The organism is Alkalihalobacillus sp. BA299 (assembly GCF_017745675.1).
Lineage (GTDB): Bacteria > Bacillota > Bacilli > Bacillales > Bacillaceae_F > Alkalihalobacterium.
In genome coordinates this window covers 137,071-161,604 of sequence record NZ_JAFLJM010000001.1, presented here as the reverse complement: position 1 = coordinate 161,604, position 24,534 = coordinate 137,071, and the positions used below count along the sequence as shown (strand labels likewise).

Here is a 24,534-nt window from a genome sequence, read left to right as displayed (position 1 = left end):
CATTACATGCTTAGTTTTCCCATATTTTAGAGAATGAGGACTGATTAAAATGGAATATGTGAAACTTGGATATATTTCCGCATGCATGAAGGTCCAAATGGTGTCGGGCTTTCCCGAAAGGCCATTATGAATGAAAGCATTGCATGATGTTGTTAAGACGGGAAAAGCGAGATATATTGGCGCTTCTTCCATGTACGCATGACAGTTTCTTAAGGCATTACATATAGCGTAGAATAATGGATGGACTCGGTTCATATCGATGCAAAAACATTTAAACCTCTTATATCTTGAGGAGGAGAGGGAGATGCTGCCGCTTTGTACAGAAGAAAAAATCGGTGTATTTCCGTGGAGTCCGCTTGCAAAAGGGAACCTATTACTTCTCCAATCATTGGGGCTACGAAAATGTCTCATCTCGAAGATGCGGTAGCTGCTCATCTATTTGGTTTACTAAATAACGAATTCCATGCCCGACAGCAAAAAAGTGCCCTATCCCTGTTAAAATGTCTTTTACAAAGGGTACATTTTATTTTGGGTCAGGCACTTTTACTCTTGTTCGCTTTTTGTTTCCCTATTCTTTACATTCAGTCTAAAGCGTTGTTCTGTTGAATTCTCGCACTCATAAGTTGCAAATTAAGAAGCCAACAAGTGTTGGCTTCTTTAGTAAAGTTAAAAAGTATGAGCTAAATCCTTAGCTCTTGCCATTGCGTTTTCTTTTATTTCTTGTGCCTTATCTGGCATTGCTGCATGACCTTCTACAAATAAGCCTTCAAATGAAGGTACTCCATAGAATTGCATAATAATATTCAAATAACGATGTCCCATTTCCATTTGAGCAGCCGGTCCTTCTGAATAAATTCCTCCACGAGCTTGTATATGTAAAGCTTTTTTATCAGTTAGGAGACCTACTGGACCTTGTTCAGTATATTTAAAGGTTTTACCTGCCACAGACACTGCATCAATATATGCTTTTAATACAGGTGGGAATGAAAAATTCCACAAAGGTGTGACAAAAACATATTTATCAGCTGATATAAATTGTTCACATAGTTCCGATAATCTTCCTACTTTTGCTTTCTCATCGGATGAAAGTTCTTCAAATCCCTTCCCAGACTGGAGCTTACCCCAACCACTAAAAACATCTACATCAATCTGTGGAATATTCTTCTTATAAAGGTCAACGTTCACAATTTCATCGTTTGGATTTGCTTCTTTGTAAGTATCAATAAAAGCCTTTCCTACTGCCATACTGTAAGATTGTGTATCATCGTGTGGATGAGCAGTGATGTACAATACTTTTGCCATTTTTAACATCCTATCTTCCTTGTTGTTCAATATAATTTGTGTGAAATGTTTAAATATACACTTTATCTTGAAACAATATATATTTAATTCAAGATAAATTTTATATAAGTCTAAATGATATTGCAAATATATTGCTTATAAAAATCAAAAAAGGATGTACTTTTTTAAAAGCCACCCTTTAGGTATTATTCCATTTAATTATTCATATATGGATTTCCACTTATATTTTTCCGGATTTCATCTGTTAATTCAAATGTTTCATTGTTGGCTTCACTTTCTAGACTTTCACTGTTTTGAACACTTCCATCATAATGTAATGGTTTAGTTTCCATGAATAATTTCACCTCCATCAATAGTACTATAACCAATATTTTACTAATTATTCCTCACTATTGGAAGATTATTCTGAAAACTTTTATTACAAACTTTAATCCTACTTCAATTAAATTCGCGAATGTTACTCATTATTTATACGTGAATAATAATTCTTTAATGGTACCTTCTATTTCTTCTGGACTTGTAGTTGGAGCAAAGCGTGTTACGACTTCACCATTTTGATCAATGAGAAATTTCGTGAAATTCCACCTTATGTTTGATTCTTCCAACAATTCTGGCACCTTATTTTTTAAATGCTTATACAATCTGCTGCTTTCATCCATACCCACATCTTGCGGCTTTTGCTCCCGTAAATACTTATATAAAGGATGAGCATTTTCACCATTAACCTCTACTTTTTGAAAAAGCGGAAAAGTTACATTGTAATTTACTGAGCAAAAATTTTTAATTTCGTCATCAGTACCTGGCTCTTGTCCCCCAAATTGGTTACATGGAAAAGCAAGTATTGTAAATCCCTCATTTTTGTACTTGTTATATAAGTTTTCTAATCCTTCGTATTGTGGTGTTAATCCACATTTGCTAGCTGTGTTTATGATTAACATCACGTCTCCTTTGTATTTCTCTAGGCTAATTTCTTCACCATTTGATAGATTTGCGTGAAATGAATATACGGACATAATATTCTCCTTTATCATTTATAAATTTTGGTTAAATGTGTGTTAGACGTGTTGTATTTTTAGACTATTACAATTCAACTGAATTTTCAATGGGATCCTTCACTGCACCTCCCTGAAATATGTCGGAATATACCGAAATGATAAAACACGTCAACTTGAACGCATTTAAAGAAGCTTAGCATACCTTACTTCTTTATAGATTTATATTTTTGCCCAACCTTGAATATAAAAGGTGTTCCAATAAGTGTTGGTAAAAACCAAAATAAAAGTGTTGGAAGTTCATTTAAAATAGGAATTTTAGGGACATTTACAACGATAGTAGCTGTAACGATCCCGATGTAAGAACCTAGCATTCCCCCAATGTGTGAACCTAACCAGTTCTTCCATTTCATTTTTGCTGATAAATAACCAAGCATAGCAAGAGCATAAGAAAATACACCAATATAAAAAAGATATGCGCTTTCATCCCAATGAAGCATAGATAGAACGACAGCAGTAACAAACACGAAGACGTATGACCAATGGTATATTTCACCTGATACCGTATGTATGCCTTTCTTTTTCCTCGAGGACATAGCAAAAACACCACTGACTAAACAAATTACCCCAGTAATTATATGTGTGAATAAAAATAGACTTATCAATCAACTCCACTCCTATAACATACTAATACTTTATTTATTTTTTTCCTATAAGCTCTTCGTACTTCGTATTCCAAGAACTTTGGACATTAACAAAACTAGTAAAATAACACCATATTCTTCCTAAAATATTATCTTAATTGAATATTTATAATCGTTTTTTGTTCTAAATTTGACTATTACCAAATAAATTATTTGTAGGAAGCAACATGAAGATTTTATACATAATACATAACACATATCAAATGAAATAGGTGATAATAAAATGTTTAATGTTTATTTTTTAAACAAAAGGGATCTATTATTATGTCAATTGCTTCAAACCGTTCCATCCATAGGTGATCATTTAACTATTAAAGGTCGTAAGAGTAAAGTTGCTAGTGTTAATAGTATTGATGAAAAATTTTATGTTGAAGTTATCTTTGAAAACGTTAATAAGACCAAACCTACAACTAAACCTACAATTGATATTTCAAAAAAGAAGAAAAAATAAGTTACCTACGTGTTTTTTTCAGTCTTTTACGTATTAAAAAGCACAATCCTTTTGGGTTGTGCTTGTGGTTTAAAAATTCATAGATGATCTATAAACCTTCGAATCGTTCAACTCAACAGTTCATCTACAAAATAAAATAAGTGTGCATTTTTTTGGACAAGTTCTGTACGTTTAAAGCTTCAACCTGATCATCAAAGGAATGATAATTATCTGGAAAACCTTGTACACAAAAGCAAAGAGTTAGGCACCTCAACCACGCTGTGCTAGAGCAAGAAATCGAGATACCTTTCAGTTATGGTACCCCCCCGGGCATTATTATGATTTTATGATCCAGATTCTTAGTTTTATGATCCAAATTTCAAATATATGGTCCAGATTTCAAGTTTTATTGTCCAAACTGTGTCTAAATTGTGTCCAAGACTCCTTTTTGAAAGTAACTGTTCATCTTCGTATACAATTATTATAATTAGCTCCTGAAATACTCGTTAATCATTTAACACCTTATCCATTACGGCTTTTGTTTTTGGCCCAAAAATTCCATCGTTCGCTAACTCTGGAAAGCGCTTTTGAAATTTTATTACTGCATCCTTTGTTTTAGGTCCGAATACACCATCCACCGTCAAATTATAACTCATATCATTTAACCCTTTTTGGAGGGTCTTCACTGCTTCTCCCCGACTACCCATTTTTAATACAGTGTCAGCAAACCCAAATGAATTTACTTGTTTTGAAAGCATCGCATGGGTCCTTGGACCATATATCCCATCATTAACTAATTGTTTTTGTGACTTTTGAAAAGCAAGAACTGCTGTTTTTGTATTAGGACCAAAAATTCCATCCTCTGATAGTTCAGCACCCATAGCCTTATTTAAGGCCCGCTGCATGATCTTTACGTTTTGCCCTCGTGAACCTTCTTTTAAGACTTCCGATGATGCTAAATCAAAAATCGAATAATTATTACCTTCTTGAGCACCAATTCCTACAGGTATACCTAATAATAATACTGAAGCTGTTACAACAGTTGCCGAAATCATTTTCCATTTTTTCAAAGAAACCATCTCCTGTTATTTTTTACCTTTCAACAATGGAACGCGGGATCCATTTGGATGGTTACATAATTTTGAAAATAATACTAAATTTTACTATTAGAAATAAATTAGATGATTATTATTAAGTATGAAGGGCAATAAATAAGCACCAAACCTATTGTAAAGGTTTGGTGCCCATTCTTTTTATGGTTTAAGAGATACTATTTACGATTTGTGTTAACCCCACACTAATTGGTGTAGCTGGACGTCCAAGAAGTTTTTCGAAATCATTACTTTCGATTTCTAATGTACCCTCTCGTATGCCTTTTTGGATGTCAACCAGAAATGGAATGAGGAAATCTGGTACACCAGCACTATTCATAACGTCAGCATAAGTAGTATCATCAACTTGTTGTACAGGTACTTCTTTACCTAATACAGTGCTAAGTGTAGATACAAGTTCTTCCTGAGTCAATAACTTGCCAGAAAGCTCGTAGATTGTGTTTTCATGCCCGCTACTAGATAGCACCACTGCCGCAGCCTCTGCATAATCTTGTTGTAATGCCCAACCTACTTTTCCAGTTCCTGCAGAAGTCACCCAAGGGGCTCCTGCTAGTACACCCTGTATGCTTGAACTTTCATTCTCCAAGTACCAATTGTTACGTAAGAAAGAATAAGGAATGCCTGTTTTTAAAATAGCGTCCTCTGTTGCCTTATGAGTAGGAGCAAGGAAGTTTTTACTTTCCTTTGCGTTCGCAATGCTAGTATAAGCAATAAATTGAACGCTAGCACGTTCTGCCGCAGCTACCGCATTAGTGTGCTTCCTAATTCTTGTTTCATTATCCCCATCCGCAGAAATAATTAAAAGCCGGTCAATCCCTACGAAAGCAGAATCCAATGTTTCTGGACGATCAAAATCTCCTTGGCGAACTTCTACTCCTCGAGCCTGTAATCCTTCAGCTTTCTCTGGGTTACGAACACTTACAGCTAGTTGATTTGCTGAAACGGTTTTCATTAAAGTTTCTACCACTTTTGTTCCTAATTTTCCTGTTGCTCCTGTTACTAACATTTTCATTTGAATATTCCTCCACTATATATTTTTAATAAACATTCACATTTATTATGTATTCATAACGAATACTTGTATTCATAATAGATACTTCCTTTTGTTTTGTCAACAGAATGTATAAACCTTTTTCATTTTTTACAAATTTTAAGGTATAATACGTTGTAAACAAATTAAATACATGATTATTCTATGTAATAAATTTTGTAATCAAATATAAAGTAGGTGAATGATATGTCTATCAGCAGCCGCTTCTCCGTTGGAATTCATATATTAGCTCTAATTGAATTAAATAAAGATGGGATAAGCTCATCGGAATTTTTAGCAGGGAGCGTAAACACGAACCCTACCTTTATAAGAAAAATTATGGGTATGCTAAAAAAAGAAGGGTTAATCGAAGTAAAACCTGGGATTGCAGGGGCAAAACTAGCAAAGGACCTATCTAATATAACATTACTTGATGTTTATAAGGCGGTCGATGTTGTGCAGGAAAAAGATTTATTTAGTATGCATGAAAACCCACACCCTAATTGCCTTGTGGGCAGAAACATTCAAGATTCTATCACTCCTGTATTGTCAGCAGCTCAATTAGCAATGGAAAAGATACTTGCAAATGTAACCATTGAAGAAATTGTTAAGGATATTGTTGAAAAAGAGAAATTTCGACACTCTAATTAAAGTGAATCGTATATAAAGGACTGTTTCTTTACGCAAAATTAACCTGATACATTTGCTCCAATCGTTAATCCAATATGCCGATCATACTCCTCACCCTTCAATGATTCAATTTCATAACCTCGAAGATAGTAAGTATCTACTTCCTTGAAGAAAGTTGCTGGTCTAAAAATAACGAAAATGGTCTGTCTCCTAATAGAAGGCAGACCATTGATTTTCTGAATAATATTCCATATACTTTCTTGTTACATTTTTAATTTATGATAAGCTTTGCTGTCATTTCTTCATGATCACCGCCACAAGCGACTGAGCAATAAATCGTATATTCCCCTGGCTCCAAGCTTATTGTTGCTGTTCCATCACCATCAATTTTTAAATTAGTACCATCAATTGCAATGCCATGGTAACCTTCTACATTCAACAAGATATTTCACAAATAAGTGTTTTTCTATAAAAGGTGTAGTCCCTCTCTACGTCAGTACATTAAGGTGACTCTTCTTCACTTGTACAAGGGCTGATACATATAGTTTATAGTATATATTTTTGAAGGGAGATCTCATTTGTGTATTATTATTATCCGCCGAATTATTATTACCTTCCTGTTTATCAACATAGTTACTATTTAAACACTAGACAATTTCCACCCGTTGATCCTAATCTTTTGTATCAATCCGCAAATGAAACAAAAAAACTCATGAAGGATGCGAGTATGGTACTCGACAAATTATCTGAGTCAAAAGAATTTGACGCTGAGTTAATGTATGCTGCCCAAGCTTCAGATATCGAAGAGGTTAAGTGGTTAATTCATTCTATTGGAGTAACATCTGAAGTGGATATTCATTTTAACCCTGATGGTTTACGATTAGAATTCAAATCACAAATACAGACCATCGATTGCTGCAAATTAACTATTGCTATGCGTTGGTGATTTATATATTTCTAACAGAACAAGAGAGTAACACTTCTAATCAAAGCGTTACTCTCTTGTTCCAATTAGGACAACTATTTTCTTCTGATTTAGTTCATATGTAATCAACATTATCATTGTTCATTAAAATAGACGAATATGCGTAAACCGCAGGCGTTCCACCTGAGTGCACAAATAAAAAATTATCGCTTGCGAATTTATTTTTGGTGTATACTTTTGAATCTGAATCCCTCACTTGGAGGGACGTATAACCTTACTCTCGTTTATCTTCTAACTCTCTACTTACTTTTGAGATCGTAATTCTTTCTTCTCCAGTGCTTGGTTGGACTGCATCTTTTCCTTTAATGATATTCCGTTTTGATCTTGACCGTTTACTCATCGATTCATTTCACCCCTTGTTATAAAGTAACACTTCATGAATATTTTTAACGGATACTGACGAATTAATGTAAAGTAAAATTCTCCAAGTAATGTACCCCGTTTTATGATTAGATGGAGAATCGAGGTCCTAAATTTCCCAAACTCTACATCTTTTTCTAATACATACTCAAGCATCAACTATTGTCCGCGATAGCTAAAAGATAAAATCGAACACACAAACATTCTCCAGATAACATTATTTCGTTAATTTTCATTTGACAGATAACACCCAAATCAGTTACATTGTATATAACTTAGATAATTAATTTCCGTAAAATTTTATTACCCAGATAAAGAAGGTGATTATTTTGTTTGAAAATTTAACTCGAAAAAGCACATTTGTAGACATTGAAAATCAGGCGATGGAGTTGGGAATATCATGTGAAGTCATTCTTGAAAAGAACCGAATTATCCAATATCAGAAAGATTATAAGCTTAGTACAACAGCTTTAGCTAAAAGGCTTGAAAAAGGGGTTCCTTATTTTTCACAGTTATTAAAGGATCTGCCAAAGTCAGAGCAAAAAAACCCATCGATTGAATACATTTCTGATATTAGCTACAAGCTTACGATCCCGATTGAAGATCTCATAACTATTCATATTTATGCTAACTCAAGCACTCAAGACAATGCCTCCATCAAAAAAGCGATTTACGGGCTATTTAAACAACCAAACAGCGTATCGATTCAGCTTGATCAACAAGATATTACTGAATTTCAAAAAGAGGCTCTTCAAGGAATAATGAATAATATTTTATCCTTAGCCCAACAGGAGACCTTGACCTTGGAGCATTTAAACGAAATCGATCGCTCCTTAAAGGAACTAAGAGTTTATTCAGAGAAAGACTTAATTTTACCCGCATTAAAGCACATCTTTCTAGCTGGAAAAATGACGACATCGGAGCTAATCGATGCTTTATCGATTGAATTAAAGCCAGCAGGTCGAGATCTTGAAAAATTAAAAAATAGAAAGGATACTCATTTTTCTCAAAAGGTTCGAAATCTAAAATCACATAACACCTTAGAGAATACAGGTTACGCTATTCATAATGGTGATTTTTGGCAATTAACACCTAAAGGCATTCACTATGTATTGAAGCAAGGCATGATCAATCTTAACGATCTAAAAATTGAAGGTATTCAACAAATTTTAGAAACGATCGAGAGTGAGCAAATTGAAGAGCTGATTCATGCTGAGAACAACGAAAAGCAACAACGAGTTAGTTCAACAAAATCTCTATATGAAAACGAAGCAGCAGCATTGTTTTTACAAGTGTTTGCTTCTGAAAAATTTGAATGGAACAAAGAAGAGCTGCATGACAGAAGGTACGAAAATATAGGCTTTGACTTTGAAGCTGGACCCTACAAATTTGTTATAAAGCACTTTAATCGAGAAAATGATTCCATTCAATTCACAAACCAAGAATGGAAAATGGCCGATGTATATCAAGATTATTATATTGTTTTTCTTGCCAACGTTGATGATACTCATTCTCCTAGCTATAAATATTTCTATAATCCAACAAAGATACCGGCTCAACCACTCATCAAAAAAACAGTGTGTATTGTCTGGACGATTCAAACTAACTAAAAGGAGATGATTTATTTGTATAACTCAACCACAAAAAGGAAAAGTCAACCATATGAAGAAGCCATTAAACAAGCGATTCGCGGTCCATTTTTACAAGTAGCCAAAAATGTAAAAGCAAATTTTGCCAAAAACCAAAAGGGCCGAAAAAATAATTTCTTCATCCAATCCATTCCTGATTTTGAAAAAATGGCTCCATTTATGACGATGACTCGCAGTCTTGAGTCTTCCATTGGAATTGCAATTCAAAAATGTGCACGGAACATTGCAATCACTACCTTTGGCCAGTCCAACGTTCCAACCATTATCAACCCGAATAACCTTCCCTTTGATCTCGACGATGAATTAATTAAAGAAAAACTTAAACGGGCTCTCGGTCAAAACAAGTCGAAAAAAAGGATTGAGGAGTTGATTCAAGCCTCTGAACGGCAAGTGGTTATTTCAAATATCATTAATGCCGACCATACCGTTGATTTATTCATGTCACGTAACAATCCGTCGCATGATAGTATGAAGAGCTTATTAACGGATAAAAACCCGTATCCCTCAATTCACTTTGTTCCTGTAGATTTGGGTTACTTTGAACCTTCCACCTATAATCATATGATGCCAACGCTCCATATTCACGAAATTAAATCAGGCGGAAATTTAGATAGTAAAAACGCAAATGCCAATGCTCGAAAACTCTTCACTCATTATTGTCATACGAATTATTCTCAAACAAAAGTATATTTTTCGACTGCTTATAATCCAAAGGGTGAAGGCGAAAAATTCGATGGTAGTATTGCCAGTCACCTGTCCGAAGAAATGATCTTATCTGGAAGCCATTTCTGGCAAACCATCCTTCCTGAAGGGATTCACTTTGACACATTCGTACGCTATTATGAAGAAGTGATGGACGAGATCGAATTTGCTAAGCGTATTACCCATATTTTCGACGAGGATTAAGCTACGTTCATTCATAGAATAACATTTCGTTCACAAATATTAACCTGTGTTGAATATTTGAATATTACAAGATAAATGGCAGTCTCCAGCATGCGAAAATACCCCTACTACCTTACAAGGAGTAGGGAAAATACACTCATTGAATTAATTTATATACCAACACCAATCCAAAGCTTTTCATCTTTAACCTCGAAATACTTTAAATTCCCAATTCGAATCGATTTTGCCTGCTCAATTTGACTTAAATCAATATGAATGATTCCTTTCTGATAGAGAAGAAAGGGCGGCTTATTAAGGATTTTATTTGTTATCCAATGTTGATGAATTGGCTTCAAACCGACGACCTTAAGGGAGAGTTCACGATTACGAGCCACTAATGGCTTTAATTCGAGACGAAAATTAATCGTTATACGGAGTTTTCTTGCCGCCCCACTGATCACGATCTTATCTTCTATTAAACGGACGGAAAGATCTGAAATGCCATTCATCTTTTTCTTATTTACGGCCTTAAGTAACATATTTTCTGTAATCGGTATAGTAATATATTTTTCTCCTAGCTCTTTCTTTACTTTAGAAAAAAAATTAGATTCATCTTCTAACCTCTTGTTGAATTTATCCTCGGTGAATTTCCCCAAGTTAAAATTCCCTCCCTCCTTTCTATATGTAGAATTGTTCAATTCACTGTGTGTTTTACACTTTTTAGCAATTAGTAACTTTTATGTCGTTTCAATTTGTCCTATGATGAAGAAATTTGATTATTTTTGTAAGTCAAGTTTGTAAAAGTTTATTTAGCTTACCGTTAAGTCCTGCAAACACTTCCCTGTTCATTAAAACAGCCATCACGTTCTTTTCTTTGTCACTAACTAATTTTAAAATGATCAGACATTTTTTTTGTCTACTTCTGTTTTAAAAATTGGTCTATTAACTTGTTTAATCGGTTCAAGTGAAACGTATAATCGATAATTGAAGACGTTGTGATCATTAAACGTAATTTTTGTTCTTTATTTTGATTATATATTTCTAAAACTCGCTCGAAAAAAGTCCCACTTTGTGCGAGAACATCATTTACGCCGTACTCATGCTCCTTCATTTTCCCTTGATATTTTAATAACAAAAATTCATGACATTTTATTAACTGTTCAAGGTGCTCATCGAACAATTGGTTTTCTTCCTCTGTTGTTTTACTTTGGAAATAGTGCTCTTCAATATTTTCTAATAGGTGTTCTCCTTCTTGTAATGCTTTAAGCATCTGTTTGAAAACAACCACTTCTCTTGCATTCGTTTTATTAATTTTTCCTATCTTTTCTCGTTCTTCATCAAACAACTTATATTGCTCCTCTAATTTTTCAATGCTCTTCCTTAATGCTTTACTCTGCTCCTGAAAAGATTTCTCTGACAGTTCATTTGAAATCGCTGTACGTAGTAATATTGACAAGTTTTGAAATGAAGATTGGACGTTTTCGGTGTATGTTTTTTTGTATTTCGGTGGTAAAATGACAACATTCACCAGCATCGCTGAACTAGTACCAATTAATATAATTAGAAAGCGGTTTAACGTAAAAAGTAGATCTTCATTACCTGGAGCACTCATGATCGCTAAAACCGTAACAAGTGTTAAGGGAATGGTACTTTCCATTTTCAACTTCAAACTTAATGAAATCACTAACATGATTACTAGACCAATTGTTATCGGATTGTCGCCTAAAAAGTGAATGAAGAAAAGAGCTACGGCAGCACCTAACGTATTTGTAATAAATTGATCTAACATTTGCTTCCATGTACGATAAATGGAAGGTTGGACAGCAAGTATAGCAGCCACCCCTGCAAATATAGCAGGCTCAAGCTCCAATGCAGAGCATATGTATAAAGCTAAAATTACTGCAAAGCCAGTCTTTAATATCCGAGGACCTAAAGTCACATTTTATCCGCCTTCCTTTTTATGTGTATATATCAAAAGTTTACCATAGCCTTTTTTTAGCGTGAAGAGTCGAGGAAAATGAATCAATCCTCTAAAGTTTTTTTCAGAGGATTGAGATTGGTTGGCTTCATAACTATTCCATTTTTCTACTTAATCATTTTATGTTAATTTGATCTCTTTAATGATACTGTGAATGGTCCACCAAATAATAATAGGCTAAATAAATAGCCATACAGATCGCCATTGTTATAAATCCCCAGCCAAGTGTGATTTGATCAATAAGTAAATAATTATTACATAATTGCGTAGGAGTCTTAATGTATAACCATCCCATGCCCGAAAACATAATTGTAAAACTAATAATAATGATATTTTTAACGGTCGCACTCAATTTTTTCCAACTATCACGCAATGGGATGCCAGCTAAAAAGGGCAAGCTGATGTATTTAAAGATTTCTATCGTTTGTACGGTTAAAGCTTCATCCATCGTTCGTGGGATCATCCAGTAAACCATAATGATAATAAATAGAAGCATTCCAGGTATACCACTATCATTCCACTTTGCAAAAAACTGTGAAAAGCGAACTTGAAACAAACGTGCCATTAAAAACCCAGCGATCACAAGCAGAGGCATTTGCATATGCATGTGTAAAATCATCACAGATTCCATAAAGTCGGCAACAGGAGGGAGAATAAGTACGATAAAAATTAATAACCCAAATAAAAATTGATTCATCGACTACTCCCCCTCTTCGCTTTCAAGCACACTGATAATTGTGGTTGCTGCCGTCTCAACCTCTTGATAATCCATAACATCCACTAATTTACCTTCTCTATCTACTAAATAAAAGGCTGAATTGTGTACAAAGTTACCGTTTCCATCTGGAATGACAATGACCCCAAATGCTTCTATCAAAATTTGTAGTTCAGACGGGTCCGGTACGGTTGCCATCCTCCATGTTTCTCCGTCACTATTAAAATATTCTTTGTACGTATTTAACGTAGCAGGGTCATCTCTTTCTGGATCAAAGCTTATACTTAAAAAAACAATGTCTTCTCCGATATATTGACTAGGTATTAAATCGTATACTTGACCCATATTAAATTCTAATTGAAGGCAAACCGTATTACATGATGTATACATAAATGTAATTAAGACATACTTACCCTCAAACTCAGAAATTGAATAAGTCCGTTCATTGCTATCTTCTAATAAAGCGTAAGGGAATTCAGGCTGCGTCCCTTTCAGTTGATTAACACGTGCTGTTTCTGCCGTATAGGCACGAAATCCATCTGTACCAATATAAAATAATAGAAATCCAAACAGTAAAATGAGAAGACAGGCAATCCTATTATGACCTTTATTACTCATGGAGATCACTTCCATATCTTATAAGGTTGGTGTTGTTTCTATTAGTTACTAGTAGTATAAAGAGATAGACTCAACACACATGAGCTACCTCTTTTTTCAAGGCTCTTTTTTCAAAGATTGTTGTTCTTTGCTTTTGGACCGTAAGCCAAGCGGATGCTTGGCTCTTCACGCTACGCGTGAAGCTTTTAAAATAAAATAGCCGTTCAGACAAATGAATTTGTCTTGAAAAGACTATTTTATTTTCAAAAAAACGGTCCAAAAGCAACAAAGTTTACGAAAACAGCCTTTTTCAAAAATCATTACCATGATCTGATTGGCGGAGAACCCGGCGGTGCATTTACGATAAAGTCAACAATAGGTAAGACATACGCCATAGAGACGAGAACTAACATAATGACAATCCAAACGCCCCAACGCTCTGTCCAGTACGGTGTTTTACTTGCATCATCTTCCTCTTTGGCAATCGGAAATTCGGTTTCACCAATAGGTGCCAGGAACATCAAATGGAAGGCTGCATACACTTGAATAATGACACCAATCATTAGGAGCGTTCCACCGATAGCTAAGAAAAACAAATAAGGATCCCAGCTTAATGCTGTTGCATGATCACCGTAAGTTGTGTACGATGTTCTTCTCGGTGAACCTAATAGTCCAACATAATGCATAGCCCCTGACATAAAGATCATCCCGACTGTCCAAATCCACGTCATGACAATCCCTAATTTATTGATGGCCGGTGTTAGAACACGTTTTGAAACATAAGGAATGAGCCAGTAACTAATTCCAAAGAAGGTTAAAACGACTGACACCCCGACAGTTAAGTGAAAATGGCCGACGACCCACATCGTGTTATGCACGACTTGGTTTAATTGGTTTGTACTTTGAACAATTCCACCGATTCCACCTGGAATAAAGGCTACCATTGCAATGAATGGAGCTAGGAATCGAACATCGCCCCATGGTAATTTTTTATACCACCCTAGGAAACCGGTCCCTCCTGTTGCTCTTGCTGTACGTTCGAATACCCGAAACATGGCATAAGCCGTCATTAATGAAGGAAAACCAATTGCTAAACTCATAAATACGTGCATGAATTTCACAGATTCTGAGATTCCAGGGTCAATGATCTGATGGTGAAATCCACCTGTAATGTTCATGACTACTAAGGCAATAATTACGACACGAGTTAATGTATCACTAAAGCGTCTTCCACCAATAATTTTAGGAACAACTACATACCAAGCAGAAACCGCTGTCAAATACCATATATTTACGAGCGTATGTCCAAAGGCCCAGAATAAGGTACGAGAAAGCATTACATTGATTGTTTCCACCCAGCCAAACGCCCAAGGAATAATCATTAGCACTTCAGCTGTTACAGGAAGACTACCGAAAAATAATAGAACAAATACGCCAGTAGCAAAAAAAGCAAGAATTGGTAGGTGCTCTCCTTTATGATTTTTTCTCCAATGTGCAACATTGATAAATGCACCGAATGCACACATCCATATACCGAGTACGATAAACACTAACCCAATATAAAAATAGGGTGATGCTGCCATTGGTGGATAAAAAGTAAACATTACGGATGCTTGATTTAACAAAATCGGTATAACCGCAATGACGATACCAACGATCTTCATCCAAAAACCAATCCATGCCATCCTTCTTACTTTCGGAAGAATGCCTCCTAGTGTATGAGAAAGGCCTGCATAAAAATATCCAATTGTAAAAAAGGCGGATAGTACAACAACTAACAGGATCCCATGTGCGGTTAGAACTTGATAATAGGTAAACCATGAAGGTAGTTCTAAAAGTCCTGCACGATTTAATCCTTGAATTAAACCCAAAATACCACCAAGTAATAATGCGATAAATGCAACAGATAAGTATGATTTCGTTAATTTAGCATCTTCTACCCCGATCCCCAACGCTTGATTTGCTTTTTGTTTTAACGCAGATCCTAATCCGATTTCCAATTTACTTCCCCCCTTTATTTCACCTTAATAACAGTGCTCATCACTTGGTGACCAGCACCGCAATATTCATTACAAATCACTAAAAATTCACCAGGTTGGTCAAATGTTTGCGAAATTTTTTGAATATGACCCGGCATCACCATTGCATTAATGTTCGTATTCACAACTTGGAAGCCATGAATCACATCTTTTGAAGTTAACGTAAAATGTACTGTAGCCCCAGCTGGTACTTCAATCTCCATCGGGGTAAAATTAAATAATTGTAAGGTCATTACGACTTCATATTCATTTTCTCCGATTTGTTTAATCCCAGGCTCGTCAAATGGTGCTGTTTGATCCACTTTTTGCGGGTCTATCGTTTCTGAGTGACTGGGTGGGCCCATATTTAAAGCGAATGCTTGATATCCTGTTATTAACATGAAGCCCATAATGATACCAAAACTTATCGTTAACCATATTTTTTCATCAAAATGCATCTTCATTTCTCTTCCCCCTTATACTCTCGCCAAATATAAGCCAAAAACGATAAAATACGTTAGTAGAAGTACGGCTCCAACAACACCCAATGAAAACCAAGTGCCAACTTTTGAATCTTTTACTATTTGCTCCCTTTTTTTACTTTCAACGTTTGTTGGTCTCACCTGAAATCACCTCTTTCTCTTTTCTTAATTTCATCTTAGCTGGAAATGGTTTTCATTTCCGTGACCAGTATCACATCGAGAGAAATTTCTGAAAAATAAAGTAATTAGTGGAAATAGCAAAAAAACCGTCAGAATAAAATCTGAACGGTTTTTAGAGGTTTAGCTTTGTTACTGTAAAAGAAAGGCTCTTTTCTAAAAGATTGTTGCTTTTAGCTATTGAACCGTTAACCAAGCGAAAGCTTGGTTCTTCACGCTTTGGCGTGAAGCCTTTGAACATAAATCAGCCAGATGGAATCTACTCCTTTTTTATCGTAAAAAATGAACAGTTCTAATGAAGCTGAAGAACTTAAGGTGTTTCTACGTCATAGCCGGCATTCTTCCAAGCTGTCGTACCACCTTCAATATATGCCACATCTGTAAAGCCCATTTTTTTTAGCAAATATGCGCCAAGTGTTGCTTGCCCTCCTGCTCCACACGTTACTAGTACAGGACGGTTCCGATCTGCTAGTTCTGGTGCTCTTAAATGTTCTGGCAATTCAAGGTCTGCTCGAATAGGTAACATCCCAAGTGAAATATTCATGCTACTCGGTATTAATCCACAAGCACCTGCATCAGCTGCATCTTGAACATCGATTACGAGAGTATTTGGATCTTCCTTGATCTTTTCTTTTGCGTCAGCTGAAGAAATTCCTGATACATGTTCGCGAGCTTCAGCTAACATTTGTTTAAACGTTAACGCCATTGAAAAGCCTCCTCTTATTAAACGGTTTTAGTAGGATTTAAAATGTTTGATATTGAATCCATGTTTATAGGAATAGGATATAGCCTAGTGAGCTACTATGCAAGGTTTTTTTACCAGTTTAAGGTAAGTTTCTGTACAAAAAAGCCATTTAGGTGCTCTTAATCCCTTTTATTGGTAGCACTCTACTCTAAAGATCATACCAGTTTAATGTACCCAGATGTAGTATGTTTTAAACCCCTAAAAGCTGAAAGAATTTACCTATCTGTAAAACTAAAACTAGATCCTACATTAAGTGCCGACCCTAGCCCCTTTTAAGCCTCTTAATTTATCCAACATTCCCTTCTTTAACGGGAATGACGTCTGGCTTTTTCTTAACACTAAGTACAAATAATGTCGCAACGATACAGAGAACTCCTGCTGTGATAAATGTAAGCGTATAGCTGTGATAAACTTCATAGAAGTAGCCACCGAGAAATGCGGCTACCCCTGCCCCGACTTGATGCGCAGCGAAAACCCAGCCATAAATAATGACGCCTCTTTCTTTCCCAAAGTAATCTGATGCTAATCGAATTGTAGGAGGTACAGTCGCAATCCAATCTAGTCCGTAAAAAACCGCAAAGCCAATGAGCATCACGTACGAATTCATTTCTAAGGCGTACGGTAAAATCAACAATGAGAGTCCACGTAATCCATAGTACCAAAATAAAAGCCAGCGATTATCAAAACGGTCAGAAAGCCAACCAGAAAACATCGTCCCGATAATATTAAAAACACCCATAAAAGCTAACAAGCTCGCTGCATGAACTTCTGGTATTCCATGATGAGCCGATGCAGGAATAAAATGGGTACTAATAAGTCCAACCGTAGATAATCCACAAATAAAAAAACTAATCGATAATAACCAAAATGGGAGCGAACGTAAACCAAGCCAGAGGGCCTCAAAACTTGACGCAATTGGATTTTTTCGGTTCACAGAAGAATTTTCTACCTTTTGTAAAGCTCCAAATGGAAGAACTCCCTTATCTGCTGGTTTATCCTTCATTAAAATGAAAATCAACGGGACCATCACGATACCTAAGACAATGAATACAGACATCCCAATTCTCCATGTATACGTCTCTGTTAAGTAGGAGAGTAAGGGTAAAAAAATGACTTGTCCCGCTGCGGTACTTGCCATTAGCAGTCCGAGAACAAATCCTCTTCGTTTCTCAAACCAGTTATTCGCTACTTGGGCTGAAAGGACAGTCAGGAACACTCCGCAGCCTACTCCAATAATAATTCCCCAAATAATATGTAACTGCCAGATCTTGGTCATGAACAAACTGACAACCATTCCAAAGACCAAAAGTCCCATCGCATAAGTCATCATTTTTCGAATCCCAAACCGAATCATTCCAGCCGCGATAAACGGCCCCGAAAATCCATACAATACGAGATTAATAGCAAATGCAAAAGAAATCGTAGAGCGACTCCATTCAAACTCCTGCTCGAGCGGCACCATGATAACACCAGTAATCGAGCGAACTCCAGCAGCTACAAGTACTGCAATAAATGTAATCCAAACAACAACCCAACCATAATGCACACAAAAAACCTCCCTAAGAAGACTTCCAAACAATAGATTTATCATACTACGGAATACGAAATTTTAGAAGAAATATATATCTAAATAAATTAGTAGTTCGTCTAACTCTTCCTTCTTCTTATGTCCTGCAAAAAACGCGCTTCATTTCGGAAAATGAAGCGCGTTTTTTATTTTGTGTATTTATTTAAAGTTGATTTATTGTTTTATTATTTTAAGTTGAAGAGTTTTATTTTCAACTTTGGGTAAAATATCGATCTCTCGACAACAATAGACAGAACCAAGCTGGAAAAGGATGATATCCTTTAGCTAGCAAGACTGTAGCATCTTGCTAGTGACTTACTTACACAATGATATTTCTTTTACCCATCATACTTTAACGCAATATTTTTCAACTGAGTATAATTGCGGAGTGCTTCAAGGCCTTTTTCTCGTCCGAAACCGCTCTTTTTATACCCGCCAAACGGCATTTGAATTCCCCCACCTGCACCGTAGTTATTAATAAATACTTGTCCAGACCGAACTTTACTCGCCACACGGTGTGCTCGACTGACATCCTTCGTCCAAACCCCTGTGACAAGACCATAATTTGTATTATTGGCTAGCTGGATAGCTTCTTGTTCAGTTTGAAATGGAAAAACGGATAAAACGGGGCCAAATAGTTCTTCTTGTGCAAGTTCGCTAGTCACATCAACATGATCCAAAACAGTCGGAGAAAAGTAATAACCACCTTCATGACCTGGAATGGCGACACCCTTTCCACCTGTTAAGATCGACACTCCCTCTTTTTCAGCTAGCTTCATAAAGGTACAAATTCTATCAAACTGCTTTTTGGATAAGATCGGACCAATATCGGGATCATCCATACCTGGTCCTACTTTTAATTCGCTCATTCTTATTACGACCTTATCAAGGAACTGCTCTTTAATTTCTTCTTCAATTAAAAGGCGTGATCCAGCCGAGCAGGTTTGTCCTGCGTTTTGGATGATCGATTTTACGACCCAAGTTAAAGCAAGATCCTGATCACAATCAGCAAACACAATATTCGGTGATTTCCCACCTAATTCAAGTGTTACGGGTACAGCATTTTTTGCGGCCGCTGCCATGACTTTTGTTCCTGTATCGACTGACCCTGTAAAAGTAATATGATCGATATCAGGGTGAGAGCTCAAATAGGCGCCAGCATCATATCCATAACCTATTACTATATTAAGTATCCCTTTCGGTAACGAAGTTTCGTCAAATAATTCAGCTAATTTAAGTGCTGTCAATGGTGTATCTTCTGCAGGTTTGACAACAACGGCATTCCCAGTTACGATTGCTGCAGCAACGCTCCGCGATGTAATTTGAATTGGATAATTCCATGGAATAATATGGGCGGTTACTCCTACTGGCTCCCGTACGGTATAATCTAGTATTCCATACTCGATTGGGATCGTTTCGCCTAAAATTTTATCGGCCACTCCTGCGTAATATTCAAAATATCTTGCAGCTGCTTCAACATCCGCATGAGCTTGTGTCAACGGCTTTCCAACATCTAACGTTTCTAGTCTAGCTAATTCATCTTTATTTTCTCTAATCTTCTCTGCCATGTTGTAAATCAGCTTTCCGCGTTCATACGGTTTAAACTGTTGCCACTCATCTGACTCAAATGCAGTTCGTGCAGACTGTACTGCTAGATTAATATCTTTTTCAGAACCTCTTGGGACTTCTGCAAGTACGTCACCATTCGCCGGATTAATCACCAGCATTGATTCATTTGAACTTCCACTTACCCAGCTCCCGTTAATATACATCTGTAGTTTTTCCAACCTTTACACCTCCTATAACCCTCTTCCACCGTCTACATGAAGAATTTCACCTGTGATCATTCTCGCTTCGTCAGAACAAAGATAAACTGCTGCATTAGCAATGTCTATTGGTTGAATAAGCTCACCAAGGGGAACGCTGTTCTTAAATACTGTATCTTTCATCTGCTCCACATCAGCACCATCTCCCGTAAATTGGCCAAGCATCTTCGTATCACTCGGCCCTGGGTGGATGACATTGACTCTAATTTGGTCAGCCGCTAACTCGATCGCTAAAGCTTGTGAAAAAGCAACAGCTGCACCCTTTGATGCGATGTAAGCACTCAAGCCTGGGCGTGGCCGCACTGCTGAAATTGAAGCCACATTGACGATGACACCGTTTTGATTTTTTAAATATGGGATAATCGTTTTTGTCGTTAAAAATAAAGAGGTTGAATTGATAGCCATCAATCGTTCCCAGTCGGATAAGGATAATTCAACAACAGAAGTAGACTTTTGGGCAATTCCAGCGATGTTCACAAGCCCATCTATTTTATTAAACATTTCATATGCGTGCTCTGCTGCTGCAACGATCTCGGCCTCATTTGTGATATTACACTTTACAGGCAAAAACGTTTCATTTTGCTCTGGTAAAGAAGTCATTTCTATATCTAAACCAACGACATTGGCTCCTTCTTCTAGAAAACGCTTTACGGTCGCTTGCCCCATCCCCCCAGCTGCTCCAGTAACGAGAAAGGTTTTTCCGTTTAATCTCATTTCGTCCCCTCTTTCATTTAAGAATATTGGTTTATCTAATCTTCAATATAGCGTCTAATCTTCTCTATTTTTGGTTTCCATTTAAAAAGATGAGTGCTGCTGTACGATAGATTTCCGTTGTTTCTGCTAATTCTTCTATATCGACATATTCATTGATTTGATGTGGAACTTCACGATCTCCAGCTCCAATCGTAACGATTGGTACACCTGCTAAGTGAAGAAACGTCCCATCTGTTGCTCCTGGAACACCATTATAAATCGGTTCTTTTCCCGTCACATTTTTATAAGCTTCAGCTAGCGCTTTTACAACCGGTTCCTCTTTGTTTGTTTCTGTCCAAGGTCGATCTTCAATGACTTCAAATTCAGCGGAAAAGTCAGGGTCATCCTTTGCTAGCTCATCCAATATCGCTTGAATTTCTCTTTCAATTTCATCATGATATTGTCCGGGAATCGTTCGAATATCTAATGTCGTCATACATTGATCGGGAACGACATTGATTTGCGGGTCACCTTTTACTGGCGCTTGAAGTATCGTAGGTGTAATGCTTGGCCACCCGAGCTGTTCGTGACGTCCTAACCTTCTTTTTTCACGTTTCTCGTATTCATCCAATTCACAAATAATTTTAGCCATACGAGTGTTCGGATTAATACCGCTAAGTGGCATCGCGCCATGGGCCATTTTCCCATGAACGCGGATAACAACTCGCATTGCACCTTTTTGGGTAATACAAAGCTGGTTCTCTTCTGGCTCGCAAATGATCGCACCATCCACATCCTTTGCCCAGCCTTGGTCAATAAAGTGTTTGATTCCAATCATCAATCCTTCCTCATCACAAGGAATGCAAAGGATAATTTTCCCCGTCCACTCTTCTTGATCTCTTAAAATTGAATGAACAGCCGTTATCATGCAGGCTAAGTTTCCTTTCGTATCATTCGTTCCTCTGCCATACATTCGTCCATTTTCGATGACTGCTCCAAATGGATCATAATCCCATGCGTCCGGGTCTCCTTCTGTTACGACATCTGTATGACCTTCAAAAAGAAGCGTTGGACCAGGTTTACCTGAATCTATAATTCCAATCACATTAGGGCGACCAGGCTCCACTTCTTGAACATGAGCTTCAATCCCTAAATCTTGTAAGTAATTAGCAACAAAATAAGCTACCTTTTCTTCATTGCCCCCTTCCACACCCGGGCGATAGACACTAGGAATCTGAACTAGTTTTTGTGTCAACTCGATGACTTCTTGACGGTCTCTTAATCTTCTTTTTTCTACATTTTCTAATGATTGTGGCATTTAGAACCTCCTCGATTTTTTATTAAGCTCGAAATTCACTTACATTAGAACTAGAGATGGATGCTTTTTTTGTTAATAAACTAACAGCTACAAAAGCAATTAATGAAAAGATGATCGGGAAGACAACGGTATGAACACCAAATACATTCGGAAAGTAAGTATGAATAATAATATACGCACTTATCCCAACGATCATAGAAGCAATAGCCCCGTTCTTATTCCCATTCTGCCAATAAAGTCCCATGATTACAGGCCAAATAAATGTTGCTTGGAGCCCGCCGAACGAGAATAGATTTAACCAAATTAATAGATCAGGAGGACTTAAAGCCATTGTAAAAACGAGTATTCCTAAAACCGTTGTTACACCAAAACTAACGCGTTTTACTTGCTGCATCGTCGCATTTGGCTTGACATAGTTTAAGTAAACATCTTTAACGACTGCCGAACTTACTAGTAGTAATAACGAGTCAACGGTTGACATGATCGCTGCCATTGGCGCCGCTAATACAATCCCAGCAAGCCAAGGAGGTAACACTTCCATCGCAATCATTGGCATGACCGTATCGCCTACTTCGATTCCTGGCATAACAGCTCTTGCAAATACCCCTGTTAAATGCATTCCAAGCATAATAAAGCCAACAACAATTGTTCCTGTAATCAAGGCACGGTGCATAGCCTTTGAGTTTTTATAGGACATCGCACGAACCGCTACTTGTGGCAAGGCCAAAACCCCAACACCTACTAGGATCCAGAATGAGGAAACATATGCTGGTGTTAAACCACCATCATGACCATACGGTGTTACTAGATTTGGATTTTCGGCAACGAGATCAGCCATAATATTAGAAATCCCGCCACCCGCGATGATCGTACCGATTAAGATAACTAATGTACCGACAAACATGACCACTCCTTGCAGTAAGTCTGTAACGGCTACAGCTCTAAAACCACCGATAATAACGTACATAAGAACAGCGACAGCAAAAATGAATAAAGCCGACGTGTAATTTAAGCCTGTTAATGAAGAAATTAGCCGTGCTCCACCGACCCATTGAGCAGCCATGGCGGCAAAAAGGAAAATAATGATACTAAAAGCGGATAATAATACGACCCATTTACTGTTGTCATATCGTTTACGTAAAAAATCAATGAGGGTGATCGCTTTATATTTCCGTGCATAAATCGCAAACTTCTTCCCAAGAACCATCAATACAAAATAACCTGTAGCGACTTGCGCCATAGCTAGTAGAACCCAGCCTAAACCTTGTGTATAAGCAACACCTGGTCCACCTATAAAACTACTAGCACTTCCATAGGTTGCGATCATTGTCATTGCTAATATAAAGCCTCCAAGCTCACGGCTACCTAAAAAGTACTCTTGTAAAAAATCATTTGATTTTTTTAAATGTCCAGATGACCAAAAACCAACAATAAATATCGCAATTAAGAAAATGATAAGTGGTATAATCACAGGCCAGTTCATTCAGATCCCTCCTGTTCATCCTCAAAGTCTACTTCCACAAAATATGTTTTTACCATGACGATCACGATGACTGCCATGATTAGAAACCCTAGAACACAGCTATAGAAGAACCAAGCAGGCATACCAAACACATAAGAATATTCTTCAACTGGAGAAGAACCCATACCGTAGGCAAAGCCAAACCACCAAAGAAAATTAAAAATAACTAGTCCAACACCAATTAACGCTTCACGATTAGCAATCTTAAATCTTGGATCATTTTGATCGATTTTATTCATAATCCATCTCCTTTTACAAAATATTGTTAATATATAACATTCTACTAAAACTAGAGAAACCATTTAGACATAATAGTAAATTTTTTTCCGATTCTATTTTACATTTTGTCTAATAATAAAAAATAAATAAATAATTAACTTGAAAAAACACTCCTGAGCAACAACATAATAGTAAAAATTATACACTAGTGATAATTCTCTACAATTATTAGTGATTTCGAGTAGATACTGCTCCGCAATTCTTTATTTCGTTTATTTATTTAATGAACTTTCTATTATTCCTGACTTAAGCTTGTAAGTTTATGTACATTTCACCGTCAATTGGTGGGAATGAGGCAGTTAATTTTATAGTTAGCTGTTTTATTTTGATGTTTTGAGTCTTTATTTTAAAGTTTGGGCTTTTTCTTTTGAGTGTGACAGCCTTTATTTTTAACTTCTGGCCTTTTATTTTCAACTTTGCCGCAATTATTTTCAACTATGGGACTTCTATTTTCAACTTCTGCCCATTTATTTTCAACTTTGCCGTATTTATCGATTTCTCGACATCAAATGACGATATTCAACAATTTTCTGCTGCG

The 24,534-nt window shown here is 36.6% G+C and carries 28 protein-coding genes and 1 pseudogene; 6 read left to right on the top strand and 23 right to left on the bottom strand.

Annotated elements, in window-relative coordinates; translation table 11 throughout:
• Positions 1-130: 130 nt before the first annotated feature.
• Positions 131-373, top strand: a pseudogene (locus J0N78_RS26310) (aldo/keto reductase); the annotation flags it as partial.
• Positions 374-666: 293 nt separating this feature from the next.
• Here the strand turns inward: J0N78_RS26310 and J0N78_RS00750 are convergent.
• From J0N78_RS00750 to J0N78_RS00735, 4 genes are all read right to left on the bottom strand, one after another.
• Positions 667-1,302, bottom strand: coding sequence for an FMN-dependent NADH-azoreductase (locus J0N78_RS00750; RefSeq protein WP_209121099.1), 636 nt, complete (start codon positions 1,300-1,302; stop codon positions 667-669).
• Positions 1,303-1,496: 194 nt separating this feature from the next.
• Positions 1,497-1,634 carry a hypothetical protein gene (locus J0N78_RS00745; protein ID WP_209121098.1) on the bottom strand — a complete coding sequence of 46 codons (138 nt, stop codon included), beginning with the start codon at positions 1,632-1,634 and terminating at the stop codon, positions 1,497-1,499.
• A 132-nt stretch (positions 1,635-1,766) separates the two neighbouring features.
• Entirely contained in the window at positions 1,767-2,315 is a 549-nt protein-coding gene (locus J0N78_RS00740) for a glutathione peroxidase (protein ID WP_209121097.1), read from the bottom strand.
• A gap of 185 nt (positions 2,316-2,500) precedes the next feature.
• Positions 2,501-2,959: a DUF2306 domain-containing protein gene (locus J0N78_RS00735; RefSeq protein WP_209121096.1), complete on the bottom strand. Its 459-nt coding sequence runs from the start codon at positions 2,957-2,959 to the stop codon at positions 2,501-2,503.
• Positions 2,960-3,221: 262 nt separating this feature from the next.
• Here J0N78_RS00735 and J0N78_RS00730 point away from each other — a divergent pair, with 262 nt between their 5' ends.
• Positions 3,222-3,449: a hypothetical protein gene (locus J0N78_RS00730; RefSeq protein WP_209121095.1), complete on the top strand. Its 228-nt coding sequence runs from the start codon at positions 3,222-3,224 to the stop codon at positions 3,447-3,449.
• A gap of 485 nt (positions 3,450-3,934) precedes the next feature.
• Here the strand turns inward: J0N78_RS00730 and J0N78_RS00725 are convergent, their stop codons facing one another.
• On the bottom strand, positions 3,935-4,498 hold the full coding sequence (locus J0N78_RS00725) for a peptidoglycan-binding domain-containing protein (RefSeq protein WP_209121094.1): 564 nt from the start codon (positions 4,496-4,498) through the stop codon (positions 3,935-3,937).
• A 190-nt stretch (positions 4,499-4,688) separates the two neighbouring features.
• Positions 4,689-5,552 carry an SDR family oxidoreductase gene (locus tag J0N78_RS00720; RefSeq protein ID WP_209121093.1) on the bottom strand — a complete coding sequence of 288 codons (864 nt, stop codon included), beginning with the start codon at positions 5,550-5,552 and terminating at the stop codon, positions 4,689-4,691.
• 225 nt (positions 5,553-5,777) lie between these two features.
• On the opposite strand from J0N78_RS00720, the gene J0N78_RS00715 reads away from it, so the two are divergent.
• Positions 5,778-6,221, top strand: a complete 444-nt coding sequence (locus J0N78_RS00715) for an Rrf2 family transcriptional regulator (RefSeq protein ID WP_209121092.1) — start codon at positions 5,778-5,780, stop codon at positions 6,219-6,221.
• A gap of 250 nt (positions 6,222-6,471) precedes the next feature.
• On the opposite strand, the gene J0N78_RS00710 is transcribed toward J0N78_RS00715, so the two are convergent.
• The gene (locus J0N78_RS00710; protein WP_209121091.1) at positions 6,472-6,642 is read right to left on the bottom strand and encodes a cupredoxin domain-containing protein; all 171 of its coding nucleotides are present in this window, start codon (positions 6,640-6,642) and stop codon (positions 6,472-6,474) included.
• Positions 6,643-6,780: 138 nt separating this feature from the next.
• Between J0N78_RS00710 and J0N78_RS26655 the strand changes: the two genes are divergently transcribed.
• Complete coding sequence (locus J0N78_RS26655; RefSeq protein ID WP_483860595.1) at positions 6,781-7,146, top strand: YuzC family spore coat inner layer protein; 366 nt, start codon at positions 6,781-6,783, stop codon at positions 7,144-7,146.
• Positions 7,147-7,399: 253 nt separating this feature from the next.
• Here J0N78_RS26655 and J0N78_RS26045 read toward each other — a convergent pair whose 3' ends face one another.
• Positions 7,400-7,525: a hypothetical protein gene (locus J0N78_RS26045; RefSeq protein ID WP_280637151.1), complete on the bottom strand. Its 126-nt coding sequence runs from the start codon at positions 7,523-7,525 to the stop codon at positions 7,400-7,402.
• Positions 7,526-7,874: 349 nt separating this feature from the next.
• On the opposite strand from J0N78_RS26045, the gene J0N78_RS00700 reads away from it, so the two are divergent.
• Both J0N78_RS00700 and J0N78_RS00695 read left to right on the top strand, forming a co-directional pair.
• A complete protein-coding gene (locus tag J0N78_RS00700; RefSeq protein ID WP_209121089.1) occupies positions 7,875-9,155 on the top strand; it encodes a hypothetical protein in 1,281 nt (426 codons plus the stop codon).
• 15 nt (positions 9,156-9,170) lie between these two features.
• On the top strand, positions 9,171-10,100 hold the full coding sequence (locus tag J0N78_RS00695; RefSeq protein WP_209121088.1) for a TdeIII family type II restriction endonuclease: 930 nt from the start codon (positions 9,171-9,173) through the stop codon (positions 10,098-10,100).
• Between the two features lie 149 nt (positions 10,101-10,249).
• Here J0N78_RS00695 and J0N78_RS00690 read toward each other — a convergent pair whose 3' ends face one another.
• The 15 genes from J0N78_RS00690 to J0N78_RS00620 all read right to left on the bottom strand — a co-directional run bounded on the left by J0N78_RS00690 (position 10,250) and on the right by J0N78_RS00620 (position 24,431).
• Positions 10,250-10,735, bottom strand: coding sequence for a hypothetical protein (locus J0N78_RS00690; RefSeq protein ID WP_209121087.1), 486 nt, complete (start codon positions 10,733-10,735; stop codon positions 10,250-10,252).
• A 260-nt stretch (positions 10,736-10,995) separates the two neighbouring features.
• Positions 10,996-12,018 carry an FUSC family protein gene (locus J0N78_RS00685; protein WP_209121086.1) on the bottom strand — a complete coding sequence of 341 codons (1,023 nt, stop codon included), beginning with the start codon at positions 12,016-12,018 and terminating at the stop codon, positions 10,996-10,998.
• 178 nt (positions 12,019-12,196) lie between these two features.
• Complete coding sequence (locus tag J0N78_RS00680) at positions 12,197-12,754, bottom strand: hypothetical protein (protein WP_209121085.1); 558 nt, start codon at positions 12,752-12,754, stop codon at positions 12,197-12,199.
• A 3-nt stretch (positions 12,755-12,757) separates the two neighbouring features.
• Positions 12,758-13,390, bottom strand: coding sequence for an SCO family protein (locus J0N78_RS00675; protein ID WP_209121084.1), 633 nt, complete (start codon positions 13,388-13,390; stop codon positions 12,758-12,760).
• A 299-nt stretch (positions 13,391-13,689) separates the two neighbouring features.
• The gene (locus J0N78_RS00670; protein WP_374193846.1) at positions 13,690-15,363 is read right to left on the bottom strand and encodes a cbb3-type cytochrome c oxidase subunit I; all 1,674 of its coding nucleotides are present in this window, start codon (positions 15,361-15,363) and stop codon (positions 13,690-13,692) included.
• 20 nt (positions 15,364-15,383) lie between these two features.
• Positions 15,384-15,851 (bottom strand): cytochrome c oxidase subunit II, encoded by a 468-nt coding sequence (locus tag J0N78_RS00665; RefSeq protein ID WP_209121082.1) that lies wholly within the window; start codon positions 15,849-15,851, stop codon positions 15,384-15,386.
• A 12-nt stretch (positions 15,852-15,863) separates the two neighbouring features.
• Entirely contained in the window at positions 15,864-16,010 is a 147-nt protein-coding gene (locus tag J0N78_RS00660; protein ID WP_209121081.1) for a hypothetical protein, read from the bottom strand.
• 346 nt (positions 16,011-16,356) lie between these two features.
• Positions 16,357-16,752: a rhodanese-like domain-containing protein gene (locus tag J0N78_RS00655; protein WP_209121080.1), complete on the bottom strand. Its 396-nt coding sequence runs from the start codon at positions 16,750-16,752 to the stop codon at positions 16,357-16,359.
• A gap of 325 nt (positions 16,753-17,077) precedes the next feature.
• Complete coding sequence (locus tag J0N78_RS00650; RefSeq protein WP_307794873.1) at positions 17,078-18,337, bottom strand: MFS transporter; 1,260 nt, start codon at positions 18,335-18,337, stop codon at positions 17,078-17,080.
• A 359-nt stretch (positions 18,338-18,696) separates the two neighbouring features.
• Entirely contained in the window at positions 18,697-20,145 is a 1,449-nt protein-coding gene (locus J0N78_RS00645) for an aldehyde dehydrogenase family protein (protein WP_209121078.1), read from the bottom strand.
• 12 nt (positions 20,146-20,157) lie between these two features.
• A complete protein-coding gene (locus J0N78_RS00640; RefSeq protein WP_209121077.1) occupies positions 20,158-20,898 on the bottom strand; it encodes an SDR family NAD(P)-dependent oxidoreductase in 741 nt (246 codons plus the stop codon).
• A 64-nt stretch (positions 20,899-20,962) separates the two neighbouring features.
• Positions 20,963-22,195 carry a M20 family metallopeptidase gene (locus tag J0N78_RS00635; RefSeq protein WP_209121076.1) on the bottom strand — a complete coding sequence of 411 codons (1,233 nt, stop codon included), beginning with the start codon at positions 22,193-22,195 and terminating at the stop codon, positions 20,963-20,965.
• 22 nt (positions 22,196-22,217) lie between these two features.
• Entirely contained in the window at positions 22,218-23,678 is a 1,461-nt protein-coding gene (gene panF / locus J0N78_RS00630; RefSeq protein WP_209121075.1) for a sodium/pantothenate symporter, read from the bottom strand.
• On the bottom strand, positions 23,675-23,956 hold the full coding sequence (locus tag J0N78_RS00625) for a YhdT family protein (protein WP_209121074.1): 282 nt from the start codon (positions 23,954-23,956) through the stop codon (positions 23,675-23,677). Before J0N78_RS00625 ends, panF begins: the two co-directional genes overlap by 4 nt.
• A gap of 286 nt (positions 23,957-24,242) precedes the next feature.
• A complete protein-coding gene (locus J0N78_RS00620) occupies positions 24,243-24,431 on the bottom strand; it encodes a hypothetical protein (protein WP_209121073.1) in 189 nt (62 codons plus the stop codon).
• Between the last annotated feature and the right edge of the window lie 103 nt (positions 24,432-24,534).

Coding starts and splice junctions, on each gene's coding strand:
- J0N78_RS00680 (WP_209121085.1), bottom strand. CDS start 12,754: ATGAATCAATTTTTATTTGGGTTATTAATTTTTATCGTACTTATTCTC.
- panF (WP_209121075.1), bottom strand. CDS start 23,678: ATGAACTGGCCTGTGATTATACCACTTATCATTTTCTTAATTGCGATA.
- J0N78_RS00745 (WP_209121098.1), bottom strand. CDS start 1,634: ATGGAAACTAAACCATTACATTATGATGGAAGTGTTCAAAACAGTGAA.
- J0N78_RS00730 (WP_209121095.1), top strand. CDS start 3,222: ATGTTTAATGTTTATTTTTTAAACAAAAGGGATCTATTATTATGTCAA.
- J0N78_RS00750 (WP_209121099.1), bottom strand. CDS start 1,302: ATGGCAAAAGTATTGTACATCACTGCTCATCCACACGATGATACACAA.
- J0N78_RS26045 (WP_280637151.1), bottom strand. CDS start 7,525: ATGAGTAAACGGTCAAGATCAAAACGGAATATCATTAAAGGAAAAGAT.
- J0N78_RS00665 (WP_209121082.1), bottom strand. CDS start 15,851: ATGAAGATGCATTTTGATGAAAAAATATGGTTAACGATAAGTTTTGGT.
- J0N78_RS00740 (WP_209121097.1), bottom strand. CDS start 2,315: ATGTCCGTATATTCATTTCACGCAAATCTATCAAATGGTGAAGAAATT.
- J0N78_RS00675 (WP_209121084.1), bottom strand. CDS start 13,390: ATGAGTAATAAAGGTCATAATAGGATTGCCTGTCTTCTCATTTTACTG.
- J0N78_RS00635 (WP_209121076.1), bottom strand. CDS start 22,195: ATGCCACAATCATTAGAAAATGTAGAAAAAAGAAGATTAAGAGACCGT.
- J0N78_RS00625 (WP_209121074.1), bottom strand. CDS start 23,956: ATGAATAAAATCGATCAAAATGATCCAAGATTTAAGATTGCTAATCGT.
- J0N78_RS00720 (WP_209121093.1), bottom strand. CDS start 5,552: ATGAAAATGTTAGTAACAGGAGCAACAGGAAAATTAGGAACAAAAGTG.
- J0N78_RS00715 (WP_209121092.1), top strand. CDS start 5,778: ATGTCTATCAGCAGCCGCTTCTCCGTTGGAATTCATATATTAGCTCTA.
- J0N78_RS00655 (WP_209121080.1), bottom strand. CDS start 16,752: ATGGCGTTAACGTTTAAACAAATGTTAGCTGAAGCTCGCGAACATGTA.
- J0N78_RS00640 (WP_209121077.1), bottom strand. CDS start 20,898: ATGAGATTAAACGGAAAAACCTTTCTCGTTACTGGAGCAGCTGGGGGG.